This is a genomic window from Streptomyces rhizosphaerihabitans (genome assembly GCF_025399795.1).
Taxonomy (GTDB): domain Bacteria; phylum Actinomycetota; class Actinomycetes; order Streptomycetales; family Streptomycetaceae; genus Streptomyces; species Streptomyces rhizosphaerihabitans.
Genome location: NZ_JAODTZ010000059.1, coordinates 37827 through 51071, shown reverse-complemented (window position 1 = coordinate 51071; position 13245 = coordinate 37827). Strand labels below are relative to the sequence as shown.

The following is a 13245-nucleotide window of genomic DNA, read 5'->3' as shown; positions in this document are numbered from 1 at the left end:
CGCGACGGCAGGCACCCTCGTGCATGCCTCGCAGCATCCCGAGCCACGCGCGAGGGAGTTGCGCGTCTTCACCCACCTCCGGCTGCTGCCCGGTGACGCAGCAGAAGGAGCCTACGAGGCCTCACATCCGCAAGCCCACAGGCTGCGGCCGGTAGTTCAGCGCTCGGACCCGGGCCTCACTCGGTGCGCTGTCCGGCACGGAGGACGCTCAGATAGCGGCGTGGCGCTCGGTCGTCCATCCGCGTGCGGATGCGCTCGGCGATGGCGTCGAGCAGGGGCTCGCGGACGTCGCGGGCGAGCCTCAGGTACAGCGACGTCGAGCGAAGGAGATCGGCGAAGCCGTTCCCGTCGAACCACTGGACGGTCGGGTACCAGCGCACGATGGTTGGGCCGAACAACCCGCCGGGATCGTCGACCAGGCCCCAACCCTCGTCAGTGGCGCGAACGTCGTCCTCCAGCGGAGGATGACCCCAGCCGGTGTTCCCGGGGCAGAACCGCTCGTGGAGATCGGCGGTCTCGGCGTACACCTCCGGCTCACCCGGGCGGCGGACAACGACGTTGCCCAGCAGTGCCGTCCAACCTCCTGGACGGAGCAGGTCGTGCGCTCGCCGCCAGCCGATCGACGGGTCGGCCCAGTGCCACGACGACGCGGCCACGAGTACATCGAAGCGTCGACCGCGGTCGTCCCACTCCTCAAGCGTCGACGTCTCGACTTCGACGTTGCGGAAGGTGGCGATCCGCCGACGAGCGAGTGCGGCCATGTCCGCGCCCGGCTCGATGGCGGTCACCGAGCATCCGAGCGCCGCCAGTGAGCGAGTCGCCTGACCGGTACCGCAGCCCACCTCCAGCACCGACGACCTGTCGTCCATGCCGGTGACGGCGACCAGGTCCGCGAACAGGTCGTCGGGATACCCGGGCCGGACCCGGTCGTAGAGCTCCGGCACCTCGTTGAACACCCGGCCGAGGTCGCGCGGGTTCGGGCGCATCATCGGGTCATCCGTCACGAGCGCACAACCTATGAGGCTCGTGCTCGGAGACGCCAATGGATTTCCGGCAGCCGCTGACGCGCTGCCGTCGCCGTCGGCACATCAGTCGGGCGGTCACCGCCCCGCTCAGGAAGCGGAGTCGGCGAGGAACGCCAGACCGGCCAGTAGCCCCGCGTACGCCAGGACCAGCAGCAGACTGAAGAAGATGAGGATCCAGCCGGTCACGATACCGAGCAGAGCAACGCCGCGGTCGCGGCCGCCCAGGCGCTTGCCCCGGCGGCGGCCGAGGTGTCCGGCGGGGATCGCGACAACACCGAACGCGAATACCAGGAACGTGTACACCCCGCCGTACAGCAGCCAGAACATCGGCGTCAGGAAGATGCCCGCGATCAGACCGGCGCCCAGGAAGGCGGCCCAGACGCTGATCCGGGCAGGTGTGTTGCGACTGGCGCCCGCCGCACCGGTGTCCTGAGCAACTTCCGTCACGCTTGCTTCCCCCCGCTGGTACCGGCGAGCCACTCTACGAGAACGGCCTACCCGGGTGACATGCGCGTATCTCTGCAAGCCTGGGGAAGCCCGGAGTCGCATCAGACCGTCCAAAGAGTCAGTCGGCAGGCTCGTCGGACAGTGTCAGGTTGGTCCCGGAGACCGGGTCGAAGACGTGCATCTTGGCGGTGTCCACCCAGAGTTCGGCTCGGCTGCCTTCGCGGACCTGCGTGGAGGCGTTGAGGCGGGTCACGATCTGGTGTCCGCCCGCGCCGGTGTCGGTCACCCCCGAGTCGGCCGCGAGCTCGGCGAGTTCGGAGGTGGCGGTGGGCTGCCACTCGTCCTCGGTGAAGTAGGCGTAGACATCGGATCCCAGGGATTCGACCACGTCGATGTCCACGCTGAAGGTCGTACCCGATCCGATCCTGCCCCGGTCCACCAGGGCGGCGTCCTCGAAGGCCTCCGGGCGCAGCCCCACGATCAGGTCCCTGGGGGCGTCGTGCCGTTCGAGGCTGCGGCGCAGCCGGTCGCTGAGGTCGAGGGCGCCCACCGACGTGCGCAGGCGGTTGTCCTCCGCGGTGGCGTGCAGGAAGTTCATCGCGGGCGAACCGATGAACCCGGCGACGAAGAGGTTCTTCGGTTGTTCGTAGAGGCGCTGCGGGGTCCCGATCTGCTGCACGACTCCGCCGCGCATCACCACCACCCGGTCGCCCAGTGTCATGGCTTCGGTCTGGTCGTGGGTGACGTAGACCGTGGTGCTGCCCAGGCGTTGCTGGAGGCGGGAGATCTGGGTGCGCATCTGGACACGGAGCTTGGCGTCCAGGTTGGAAAGCGGCTCGTCCATCAAGAACGCCTTCGGGTCGCGCACGATGGCCCGGCCCATTGCCACCCGTTGGCGCTGACCGCCGGAGAGGTTGGCGGGCTTGCGGTCCAGATGTTCCGTCAGGTCGAGGATGCGGGCGGCCTCTTCGACCTTTTCGCGGATGGTCGCCTTGTCCACCTTGGCCAGCCGGAGCGCGAAACCCATGTTGTCGCGCACGCTCATGTGCGGGTACAGGGCATAGCTCTGGAAGACCATGGCAATGTCACGGTCCTTCGGGGTCTTGTCGTTGACGACCTGTCCGTCGATCAGGAGGGTGCCCTCGGTGATGTCCTCCAGCCCGGCGATCATGTTGAGGGTGGTGGACTTACCGCAGCCGGAGGGACCGACGAGGATGACGAACTCGCCGTCCCCGACACTGAGGTTGACGTCCTTCACCGCCACCGCACCATCGGGGTAGCGCTTGGTGATGCCTTCGAGAACGATCTCTGCCACGGTCGGTCCTTCTTGTCCTGACGAACGGCTGCCGCCGGTCAGCCCTTGACGGCTCCGGAGGTGAGCCCGGCCACGATGCGCCGCTGGAAGAGCAGCACGAAGATGATGATGGGGATGGTGATCACCACGGCGGCGGCGGCGATCGAACCGGTGGGCTGGGCGAACTGACTGCTTCCGGTGAAGAAGGCGAGGGCCGCCGGCACGGTCCGGGCCGCCGAGGTCGAGGTCAGCGAGATCGCGAAGAGGAAGTCGTTCCAGCAGAAGATGAACACCAGGATCGCGGTGGTGAACACGCCCGGCGCCGCGAGCGGAGCGATCACCAGCCGGAACGCCTGTGCCGGGGTGGCACCGTCCACCTTGGCCGCCTTCTCCAAGTCCCAGGGAATTTCCCGGAAGAAGGCCGACAGGGTGTAGATGGCGAGCGGCAGGGAGAAGGTCATGTACGGGATGATCAAACCGATCCACGTGTCGAAAATGCCGATGATCCGCTCGATGTTGAACAGCGGCGAGACCAGCGAGATGGGCGGGAACATGGCGATCAGCAGCGACATGCCGATCAGCAGGCTCTTGCCGGGAAACCGGAGCCGGGCGACGGCGTAGGCAGCCATCGTGCCCAGCACCACCGCGATCACCGTGGAGATGAGCGCGATGCCGATGGAATTGATCAGCGCGCGGGTGAACTCGGAGGTCTGGAAGATCCCGTGGTAGTTCTCCCAGGTCCACTCGGTCGGGATGAAGCTGCCGTCGGTGAGGGTGCTGGGGTCCTTGAAGGACAGAGAGATGATCCAGCAGACCGGGAACAGGGCATAGACGATCACGATGATGTTGACCAGGGCCCACCCCGTCATCCGTCGTCGTCCGGCGGCGGACATCAGCGTCCCCCTTCCTGAGAGCCGGGGGCGGCCGCCCCGAAGAGTTTGATGAAGGCGAAGGCGATCAACGCCACGCACAGGAAGATGAGTACGGAGATGGCCGAGCCGATGCCGAGGTTGAGCGCGGTGAAGAGGTTGTCGTAGCCGAGGATGGACACCGATCCGGTGTTGTGCGCGCCGGACGTGAGGATGTAGATGTTGTCGAAGATCCGGAAGGCGTCCAGGGTCCGGAAGAGCAGGGCGACCAGGATGGCCGGCTTCATCAGGGGGACGGTTACCAGGAAGAAGCGCTGCCAGGCTCCGGCGCCGTCCACCTGGGCCGCGCGCAGCGTCTCCTCCGGTACCAGGGCGAGGCCGGCGAGCAGCAGCAGGGCCATGAAGGGCGTGGTCTTCCACACCTCGGCCAGGATGATCAGACCGATGGCCGGCCACTGTTCGGTGAGGGGAGCGTCACCGGAGGGCAGGAGATCGGCCAGGTAGCCGGTTTCCGGGGTCCAGGCGTACTGCCAGGAGTAGGCGGCGACCACGGTGACGATGCCGTACGGGATCAGGATGGCCGTGCGAACCGTCCCACGGCCGAAGATGGTGCGGTGCATCACGAGCGCCAGGGCGAAGCCGAGGACGAGTTCCACGACCACGGAGACCACGGTGATGAACACCGTCACCCACAGAGCCTGCCACCAGAACTCGGAGGACAGCACGGCGCCGTAGTTGCTGAGGCCGACGAACTCCGCTTGTTGCGGGAAGCGCAGGTCGTATCGCTGGAGTGACAGGTAGACCGCGTAGACGATGGGGTAGGCGGTGACGGCGAGCATGACGATCACGGCGGGTGCGCACAACAGCCAGCCCAACCGGCGCTCCTGCCGGGCCCCTTCGGACAGAGCGCGGTCGTCTTTGGGCGGCGGTGTGTCCTGAGAGGCGGTCGGAGCCGATGCGGTCACGGGATCAGCCCCTTTGAGTTGAGGGCGTCCTTGATCTGGTCGCCGATCTTCTGCACATCCGGTCTCGGTTCGATCCCGTTCGGTGGCGACAGGGTGTGCGAGATCGCGATGGACACGTTCTGGTAGGCGGGGGTCTTGGGCCGGATGCTGGCGTTTTCCAGGGCCGTCAGAACGGTGGAGGCGAAGGGGTAGTTCTTGACCAGCGAGGGGTCCGAGTAGAGGGGGCGGAGCGTGGGCGGGAGCCCGCCCTCGAGCGCGGCGGTCAACTGGTTCTGTCGGTTCCGCAGGCACAGCGCTGCCTCGAAGGCGAACGCGGAGTGACGGGAGTAGGCGCCGATGGCCAGGTCGATGCCGCCGATGGTGGGCTTGGCCGGCCGGTCCTTGTCGACCGCCGGGTAGGGGGCCCATCGGAACTGCTTGAAGAGCGAGGGGTTGTTGGCCTTCATCGAGGGATACACGAAGGGGTAGTTGATCTCGAAGGCCGCGCTGCCGGACTCCATGGCCAGCCGGTTCTGGTCCTCCATCTGATTGGACAGGGACGGGTCGGCTGCGGCCGAGGTGGCCAGGGTCTTCATGACGGAGGCCGCGCGCACGGCGGGTGGGCCCAACTTGGGAGCCGTGGCGGTCGCGTTCAGGATGGAGCCGCCGGCGCTCTCGACCAGCGTGTTGAACCAGACCGTGAGTCCCTCGTACTGCGCGCCCTGGATCTCCACGTAGTGCGGCTTGCCCTGCTTCGCCAGACGGCCGGCCATCCCGATCATCTCGGCCCAGGTTTTGGGCGGCGTGGGGACCAGGTCCTTGCGATACCAGAGCAGTTGGGTGTTCGTGTTGTACGGGACGGCGTACAACCGGCCCTTCCACGTGGCCGTCTGCAGCGGGACCTCCAGGGTGTCCCGGGTGGCCGCGGTGCGGTTGTGCCCTGTCCACGGCATGATCCATTTGGCTTCCGCGAACTCGGCGGGCCAGGTGACGTCCAGCCCGATGATGTCGACCGTGTCGTCCTTGGCGGCCAGCCGGCGCACCAACTGCTGGCGCTGCCCGTCCGCGGTGCGCGGCAGTTTGTTGTAACTGATCCGGTAGCGCCCGCCGGACTGCTTGGAACAGGCGCTTGCCGCACTGGCCAACGCTCCGGAATCATCGGGGAAGTTGTACCAGTTGAGCGTCACCGGTCCACCGCCTCCGCTCCCGCAGCCGGCCAGCACAGCTGCCGACAGGCACAGAGCGAGCTGAGCCCGCAGGAGGCCATGGATGCCGGACAAAAGCGCCACCCCCACACTCCTTTCGGACCAGTACGGCAGATCCGGACAGAGCGGAGGGAAGTCCGGACCCGCGAAAGGCTAGGCCCGCATCCGGATTCACCGTGCACGCCTCACCAACGAGTCATCCGATCGGCCGCACGGAACACCGCACATGCCAGACGCCGGACGCCGGACAGAGACTCCCTCTGAGCACGGAACCACCCGCCGCGGGGCCGGCTCGCAAGGCCTGATGGCGGGCGCCTCGCGGCTTCGTAGCGCGGGTGGGCGGGAGACCACGATGCATGGGCGGCGTCGGCGGTGGTGCCGCGAAGGCGCCTCCGCATGTGACGGCGGCGGACGTCCTGGGCCACTGGCCGAGCGACCGCGGATCGACGCTCACGATCGAGTCGGACGCGACTTCACCGTCCGGGACTTCCCAGGCTCCGGAAAGGTACTGCCGGTTCGCTGCGTTGGAGGGCCGAGTCAGGCGTACAGGTAGTTGTGTGTCCAGTAGCTGCTGGCCGTGAATTCCCGTCCGCACCGATGGCACGGCGCTGTGCGCCCTTCGTCCGTGAACTCGAAAACGTTGTACACGCCGATCACGGTGTCCCGCAGGAGTTGCTCTTCGTGCACCTTGTGACCGACGGCGTGGGCGACGATGTCCAGCCACGGGGTCCATCAGCTCGCCGTAGGGCCGGTGCAGGTGGTAGCCGAGAGCCGGTCAGCACCGTCTCGCCTTGACCCGTGTGAAAGCCGCCGATCTCCAAGCCGACCTGCCGGCTACTGCCTCGGGGTCTGTATCCGGACGGCGCGTCGCAACGGGCGACCGTTGTCCGATGCGGCTCTAGCATCCAGTCATGGCACCTGATACCACCCCCCAGGACCTGACGCGGCAGAGCACCCCCACGGCCGAGACCGGATCGGTCTTCGATGCCGTCGTCGACCGCAGGAACAGCAACTCCATGAAGTGGGCCAGCGCACATCAGTTCCTGACGGCCGACGAGGCCGCGGCCGACCCGCTGCCGATGTGGGTTGCCGACACCGACTTCAAGGCCCCCCAGGCCGTGATCGACGCGCTCCACCAGGCTGTCGACTACGGCGTCTTCGGGTATCCCGGTGGCGCGACCGACAGCTACCTCGACGCCGTGACCGGCTGGCAGGCCAAGCGATTCGGATGGGAGGTCCCCCCGGAGTGGGTGATGCAGACCGCCGGCATCATCACCACGCTCAAGACCGTTGTGCAGGCGTTCTCCGCGCCGGGCGACTCGGTGCTCATCCAGCCCCCGGTCTACGTCCACTTCCATGAGGACGTCCTGCTGAACGGCCGCCACCTCGCGTTCGCGCCGCTACAGCGGACCGACGACGGCTACCGGTTCGACGCCTCGACGTTCGAGGCCGCGATCCGTCCCGACACCAAGCTGTTCATCCTCAGCCACCCTCACAACCCCACTGGGAACGTGTGGGCGGAGGACGAACTGCGGGCCATGGGCGAGATCTGCGCCCGGCATGAGGTCCTGGTCGTCTCCGATGAGATTCACCAGGACCTCATCATCAATCCGGACCGCAAGCACATCCCCTTCGCCTCGCTCGGCGAGGAGTTCGCACGGAACAGCATCACCTGCACCGCTCCCAGCAAGACGTTCAACCTTTCCGGCCTGCAGAGCGCCAACGTCTTCGTGCCTGATCCCAGACTGCGGGCAGAACTGGCCCGCCAGTACGAGCGCAACATGTTCCCGCTGGTCAACGTGCTGGGCATGGTCGCGGGCGAGGCTGCCTATGTACACGGTGAGCCCTGGCTGGAGGAGTTGCTCACGTACTTGCGTGGCAATCACGCGTACTTCGCGCAGACGGTCAATTCCGCAACCTCCAAGGTGCGGGTCCTGCCGGCCGACTCGCTGTATCTGGCGTGGATGGACTGCCGGGGACTGGGGATGGACGCCGAGTCGCTGGACAAGTTCATGCTCACCAGGGCACGGCTGTGGCTGGACAAGGGACAGAAGTTCGGGATCGAGGGCCACGGCTACATGCGGGTGAACCTGGGCTGTCCCCGCTCCACGGTGGACGAGGCCGTGGACCGCCTGCTCGCGGCCGTCGCAGACACGCCACCGTCCACGAATCCTGGTGCGCCCGGGCCGGTTGTGTAATCGCCGTACCAGGCCTGCGCGTACGTCCGGGTCATGTTCGGCGAGCAGCAGGCGGGCGTGGAACGCGGAGAGGGTGTTCTGCGCGCGGGCGGAGGCGGCCGCCAGTGCGGAGGTGGCGGCGACGCGTACTTCGGGGTCGGGGTCGTCGAGCAGGGGCAGGAGGAGATCGGTGTCCTCGGCGACGCGTCGCGAGCGGCCCGGGCCGACCTGTTCTGCAAGGAGCCAGTGACCTCGAAGAACCATTCGTGATCGCCGTGGAAACGCAGCATGCCGGCACGCGTGCGCACACCCTGGTGCTGCTTGCGTGCGAGTGACGGTGGAATAGCCGCGGGTGGGACCCCCACCCGCACGCGCCTTCTCCAGACCGCAGGCGCCCTCGCCAGCCATGAACACCCGGGATGTCGTCAAGGAGTGTCAGATGCTGGTCACCGTCGGTGACGTCAAGGCCGTCCCGGCTTGACCCCGCGGACTTCGGCCTCGCTCCGATGCGTCACAGCCGCCAGGAACGTAGGGCGTCGGAGATGGCGTAGATGGCCAGCCGGGACTCGCGGACTTTTCTGATCAGGTCGGACAGGGCCCCGTAGGGAGGGTCGATTCCTTCCCCGGACTGCTCCATGTACTGGCCGGTGACGAAGGCGGCGAACAGGCTGTTGCGGTGGGGGAGCGGTTCGAGGCGCACGATGGTGTGCAGGAGCGCGGCGGCGCGCCACGCGGCGTCGGGGTTGGACGTGGCGAGGGTCGGCATGCGTGTCCTGTGGCGCGCGACGGCGGCCACGAGGGCCGAGTAGTCGGTGACTGACACGTCGTCATTGCCGAGGGCGGCGTCCTGGACGTCCAGGAGCCAAGGGACATCGATGTACAGGGTCATCAGGCGGCGGTGGCTCCCTCGCCGCGCTGGGACGGGGGGATCTCGTCCGGGAAGGCCTCGTCGAACTCGGCGCGCAGCCTGTCCGCCCACGAGACGGCGCCGGCCACAAACTGCTTGCGCTGCATCTCACGGACGCCGAGGTCGTGCATGTACTGCTTGAGGCTCTTGCCCTCGGCCGCGGCAGACGCACGCACGGCTTCCATTTCTTCCTCGGTGAAGGTCACGTTCAGTGATGGCATATCGCCAGGGTACCTAACTGGTACCTTCTCGCGCGACCTGATCAGGTCAAGGCGGCCTCGGTGACCGGACTGCGTCGGCCGAGTGGATCCACGACGACCAAATCCAGTGCCACCCGGGTGCGGAAGCCGATGGACGCACCAGCTGTGAACTCAACAGGGGCCAAGTTGGTCTCCGTGGCGGCGACCTCGCCGAGGCGTCCCGATCGGTCTCCGGCTCGCACCATGAACACCGCGGCCCAACTCAGCCGGGCTCCAGGGCGTCTGCCCGCCTCGTCAGGTCCGCCGCGACGCGGTCCCAGTCCGGTCCGTGCAGCCACAAGTTCTGGGCAGCCTCGCGCATCAGCGCCGGCTCGTCAGGTCGCTGCAGGAGCACCAATCGGTAGGAGAGATTGCGAACCCAGACCGGCAGGCGGCCATCGACCACGTGCGGGCAGAGCTCACGGAGCATGACGAGGATCGAATCCGCGTCAGCGAAAGTCAGTTCCTCGACGAAGTAGTGCTCCCGGTGGTCGAGGTCGCACTCGGGCGTCGGTCCGAACTCGTCTCCGTAGAGACACCGGGCGTGCTCCGTCAAAGTGCTGTGCATGTCCTGGAGCCTATGACGCCTTGATCCGCGGGAACGGACCTTGGTCCTGTCCCAGCGATCATCCGGAGGGTGCCCCGGTGTACTTTGACCGGAAATCGCGGGAGGGGTGGGTAAGCGGGTGGACAGAGACCGCGGCTTGCGTCTGTCGTGGCACTTCGCGAGCTCGGGCGAAGCGACGACTACCGTGACCGGGCCGATGCCGGTCACGGCCTGGCAGGCTTCGCCGAGATGCAGGAGGCCTCCGGGTCACTGCTGGAGCTTGTGCTCGACCCCGGTGACACCTTCGTCACCCGGGTGACCGCGGAAGCCGCGCTTCGACGAAAGGACAGGATCGGGTTGGCGGTGGTCGCCTCGGCGCTGGCAGTCGCCGACGCGAATCGCAGCGATTGGATCCACACCGCAATCCTCGATGTGTTCGGCATCTTCTCCGAGGACCGAGACAACGCGATGCAGGGTTCGCCAGGAGTGGATCAGAGGACTCGGACTGTGGTACGACGAGCCCATCAACACCGAAGACCGGGCTTATCGGGGTGTCAGGACACAGAACTCGTGACCGTCGGGGTCGGCCATCACCACCCAGTCGACATCCCCTTGGCCGATGTCGATGCGCGTCGCCCCGAGGGAGAGGAGCCGGTCGACCTCCGCCTGCTGGTCACCGCCGGCCGGTGGAGCGAGATCGAAGTGCAGCCGTTCCTTCCCTGCCTTCGGCATCAGAGGTGGACCACCCCACGTGACCTTCGGACCGCCGTGCGGTGAACGGATCGCGGTCTCCTGGTCCCGGTCCCAGACCAACGGCCAGCCCAGCGCCCGGCTCCAGAAGTACCCGGCCTCCTGCGAACCATCGCCCGCCAGAGCTCCGATGAATCCGCACTCGGCGAGGAAGCTGTTGCCCGGCTCGATGACACAGAACTCATTGCCCTCCGGATCGGCGAGCACCACATGCCCCTCCTCCGGACGTTGCCCGATGTCGATGTGCCGGGCGCCGAGTTCGAGTGCCCTCTCCACCACCTGCTTCTGGTCGTCGAGGGACGTGCTCGTCAGATCGAAATGCATATGGTTCTGGCTGGTCTTCGGTTCCTGGGCCGGGAGGAAGCGGAGCCGGAACCCGGTGTCGTCGCTGGGCAGCAACGTGATGCCGGCGGAGGGGTCCTCGGACGTCCCCCAGCAGAGAAAGTCGGCCCAGAAGCGCGCGAGACGGAGCGGGTCGTGCGCATCGAAGCAGAGCGCGTGCAGGTGAGAAGTCATCCGTGGTCTCCCGGTAGGGGAAGGCGGGTCGTGCTGGAGCCTGCCCAGGCCGTGTCCATCGGTCAAACTGATTACTGATTACTGATTACTGATTACTGATTACTGACTTCGGCTCGGTCGGGTGACGTTGGGTCGTCGAGGATAAGCCCGGTGCCTGCCATGGAGCCGTCGAGGGTATCGGGCCGGTGTCGCAGGCGCCCGAGCCGGTTACGGACGAGGGCCTCAAGCAGGTCGAGGGCGCCCCGCAGCAGTCAGCCCGACCCCATCCGCATACCTCAGACACCACCAGATACAGCCACCACGCCGAGCCCATCGGGCACGCCGAGACGACTCACCCTGACGAGCCCAGGTCAGTAGCGGGGCCTGGCCGGTCGCTGCTCAGCCCCTGGGTGAGGGGACGTGGAGCCGTCAGCGGCGTGATTGTCGTCGGGCCCGCGGCTGTCCTTGCCGACGAAGAAGCTCAACACGGCAGTGAAGGTGGAGGTGACGGCGAGCCGCACGGCCCATTGGCCGACAGTGCTGTTCCCGACCGTGGAGGCGAAGGCGGGCGCGTTGAGCAGGGCGCTGCTCACAGGCCAAGAGCCCACGCAGGTAAGGGCATAGACCCACAACGGAGGCTCGTTGGAGGCGGTCAGGACGGAGGCCGCGAGGAACACGACCACGCTGAGTGCGACAGTGAGTGAAGTGATGTCCATGGCCATCAGCATTCCGTCGGCTGGGCGGTGAGTCGTCGTCGCAGCGGAGGAACGACGCCTCTGTCGCAGGGTAGAGACGATTCGCCGTTCGCCCTTTCCGCCGCAGACACGCACCCGCCTCGGACCGCCGAGCGATGTCTGTCTGTCCCGACCGGGCGGCGCCCCCTACGCTCGTGCCCGACATGGAGACGACACGGAACTGGGCGCTCCCGGTGCTGCTCGCATCCGCACAGATCGTGTGGCTGTGGCACGGCGCCGCTGTGACGGACAGCCCGGCACCGGGCCCGGCGGCCCTCGTAGGCATCCTCGTCGCCGTTGCCGTCGAGACTGTCGTGCTGACCCGGCGGCGAACCGCGCCCGTGCGGGTGCTGGTGTGGACCTTGGGGGCGTCAGTGCTGGGCCAGGCAATGGCGTACGACGCGTACGCCGATCTCGGTCTGCTGGTCGCCCTGTATTCCGTCGCCGTCCGCCGTTCCGCCGGGCTCACGACGCGCGCCCTTGGCGCCGCCGTCGGATCGTCCTGGCTGATGGCGGTCGTACAGATCGGCTTCCGGACAGCACTGGCCACCCAACTGGTGCTCCAGGCAGCCACGTACGTCATCTGCGCCGGCCTTGGACAGGCACGACGCCAGTGGCTGGCCAGGAAGCTGGCAGCGGCCCGACTGCTGGCCGGGGCGGAAGAGAACCGGCAGCAGGCCGGGGAAGCCGAACGCGGCAGACTCGCCCGCGAGTTGCACGACGTCAGCGCACACCATCTGACGTCGGTCGTGGTCACGGTGGACGCGGCCCGCAGACTCGGCGACCGCAGGCCTGAACTCGTTCCCGAAGCAATGGAGTTCGCCGAACGGACCGGGCGCGAGACCCTGACGGCGATTCAGCGGCTGGTCGCGGCGATGCGGGACGCGGGCCACGCCGACCCCCGGCCGATGGCCGGACGCATCCACGAACTGGTGGCCGCGTTCGGCCGCCTGGGCCGCCCGATCGCCACAGAGATACCCGAAGACCTTGCCGGACCCTCCGCCGAGGCGGTGCACGGTATCGCACGCGAAGCCCTGACCAACGCCCTGCGGTACGCGCCCGGAGCCGCTGTGCGGGTCGCCGTACGGCGTGAGGACGCGACCCTGGAGCTGACCGTGGAGAACGCCGCTCCGCGCGGCACACCCGATTACAGAGGAATGGGATCCGGCAGAGGTGTCTCGGGCATGCGGGAACGCGCCGCGGCCGTCGGAGGCGACCTGACCGCCGGCCCCCGGCCGGACGGGGGCTGGAGCGTTCGCGCCACACTTCCCGACACCACCGGTCCCCGGCAGTCCGCCCTGAATCCCCGGCGGCGTCGCTTCCTTCGCGAGCAGAGGCTGACGGACACCGTGCTCGCCTTCACCGCGGCCGTGCTCCCTCTGATCGTCCTGCTGGTGGCCGCGGAGGGCTGGAAGCAGCACGACGGTGGAGCCGGCCCCTGGGGCATCGGCCTGTTGTCCTCACTGCTCACGCTGCACGCACTGCCGCTGCTGTGGCGGCGCCGTGCCCCCTGGACGGTTCTCGTCACCGTGTTGGTCACGTCGTGGCTGTGGCCGCTGGTGTGTGTCTTCACCGCGCGCCCGGGCGGCGCGCCCGCCGACTGACTTCCCGC

General features: G+C 67.6%; 14 protein-coding genes. 3 read left to right on the top strand and 11 right to left on the bottom strand.

Going from position 1 to position 13245, the window contains the following annotated elements; translation table 11 throughout:
• Positions 1-176 precede the first annotated feature (176 nt).
• The 6 genes from N4G66_RS38425 to N4G66_RS38400 all read right to left on the bottom strand — a co-directional run bounded on the left by N4G66_RS38425 (position 177) and on the right by N4G66_RS38400 (position 5868).
• Positions 177-1004, bottom strand: a complete 828-nt coding sequence (locus N4G66_RS38425) for a class I SAM-dependent methyltransferase (RefSeq protein WP_261708928.1) — start codon at positions 1002-1004, stop codon at positions 177-179.
• A 108-nt stretch (positions 1005-1112) separates the two neighbouring features.
• Positions 1113-1472: a DUF4190 domain-containing protein gene (locus tag N4G66_RS38420; protein ID WP_261708927.1), complete on the bottom strand. Its 360-nt coding sequence runs from the start codon at positions 1470-1472 to the stop codon at positions 1113-1115.
• Positions 1473-1590: 118 nt separating this feature from the next.
• Positions 1591-2787, bottom strand: a complete 1197-nt coding sequence (locus tag N4G66_RS38415) for an ABC transporter ATP-binding protein (protein ID WP_261708926.1) — start codon at positions 2785-2787, stop codon at positions 1591-1593.
• 38 nt (positions 2788-2825) lie between these two features.
• The gene (locus N4G66_RS38410) at positions 2826-3659 is read right to left on the bottom strand and encodes a carbohydrate ABC transporter permease (RefSeq protein WP_261708925.1); all 834 of its coding nucleotides are present in this window, start codon (positions 3657-3659) and stop codon (positions 2826-2828) included.
• Positions 3659-4600, bottom strand: coding sequence for a carbohydrate ABC transporter permease (locus N4G66_RS38405; protein ID WP_315903741.1), 942 nt, complete (start codon positions 4598-4600; stop codon positions 3659-3661). Before N4G66_RS38405 ends, N4G66_RS38410 begins: the two co-directional genes overlap by 1 nt.
• Entirely contained in the window at positions 4597-5868 is a 1272-nt protein-coding gene (locus tag N4G66_RS38400) for an ABC transporter substrate-binding protein (protein WP_261708924.1), read from the bottom strand. The genes N4G66_RS38405 and N4G66_RS38400 overlap by 4 nt, the downstream gene beginning before the upstream one ends.
• Before the next feature lie 827 nt (positions 5869-6695).
• Here N4G66_RS38400 and N4G66_RS38395 point away from each other — a divergent pair.
• A complete protein-coding gene (locus N4G66_RS38395) occupies positions 6696-7982 on the top strand; it encodes a MalY/PatB family protein (protein ID WP_261708923.1) in 1287 nt (428 codons plus the stop codon).
• Between the two features lie 33 nt (positions 7983-8015).
• The gene (locus tag N4G66_RS38390; RefSeq protein WP_261708922.1) at positions 8016-8231 is read left to right on the top strand and encodes a hypothetical protein; all 216 of its coding nucleotides are present in this window, start codon (positions 8016-8018) and stop codon (positions 8229-8231) included.
• Between the two features lie 241 nt (positions 8232-8472).
• Here the strand turns inward: N4G66_RS38390 and N4G66_RS38385 are convergent, their stop codons facing one another.
• From N4G66_RS38385 to N4G66_RS38365, 5 genes are all read right to left on the bottom strand, one after another.
• On the bottom strand, positions 8473-8850 hold the full coding sequence (locus N4G66_RS38385) for a toxin Doc (RefSeq protein WP_261708921.1): 378 nt from the start codon (positions 8848-8850) through the stop codon (positions 8473-8475).
• Positions 8850-9089 carry a hypothetical protein gene (locus N4G66_RS38380; protein ID WP_261708920.1) on the bottom strand — a complete coding sequence of 80 codons (240 nt, stop codon included), beginning with the start codon at positions 9087-9089 and terminating at the stop codon, positions 8850-8852. The genes N4G66_RS38385 and N4G66_RS38380 overlap by 1 nt, the downstream gene beginning before the upstream one ends.
• Before the next feature lie 241 nt (positions 9090-9330).
• Positions 9331-9675: a hypothetical protein gene (locus N4G66_RS38375; RefSeq protein ID WP_261708919.1), complete on the bottom strand. Its 345-nt coding sequence runs from the start codon at positions 9673-9675 to the stop codon at positions 9331-9333.
• A gap of 522 nt (positions 9676-10197) precedes the next feature.
• Positions 10198-10920 carry a VOC family protein gene (locus N4G66_RS38370; RefSeq protein WP_261708918.1) on the bottom strand — a complete coding sequence of 241 codons (723 nt, stop codon included), beginning with the start codon at positions 10918-10920 and terminating at the stop codon, positions 10198-10200.
• A 350-nt stretch (positions 10921-11270) separates the two neighbouring features.
• The gene (locus tag N4G66_RS38365; protein ID WP_261708917.1) at positions 11271-11615 is read right to left on the bottom strand and encodes a hypothetical protein; all 345 of its coding nucleotides are present in this window, start codon (positions 11613-11615) and stop codon (positions 11271-11273) included.
• Between the two features lie 182 nt (positions 11616-11797).
• Between N4G66_RS38365 and N4G66_RS38360 the strand changes: the two genes are divergently transcribed.
• The gene (locus N4G66_RS38360; protein WP_261708916.1) at positions 11798-13237 is read left to right on the top strand and encodes a sensor histidine kinase; all 1440 of its coding nucleotides are present in this window, start codon (positions 11798-11800) and stop codon (positions 13235-13237) included.
• Positions 13238-13245 lie beyond the last annotated feature (8 nt).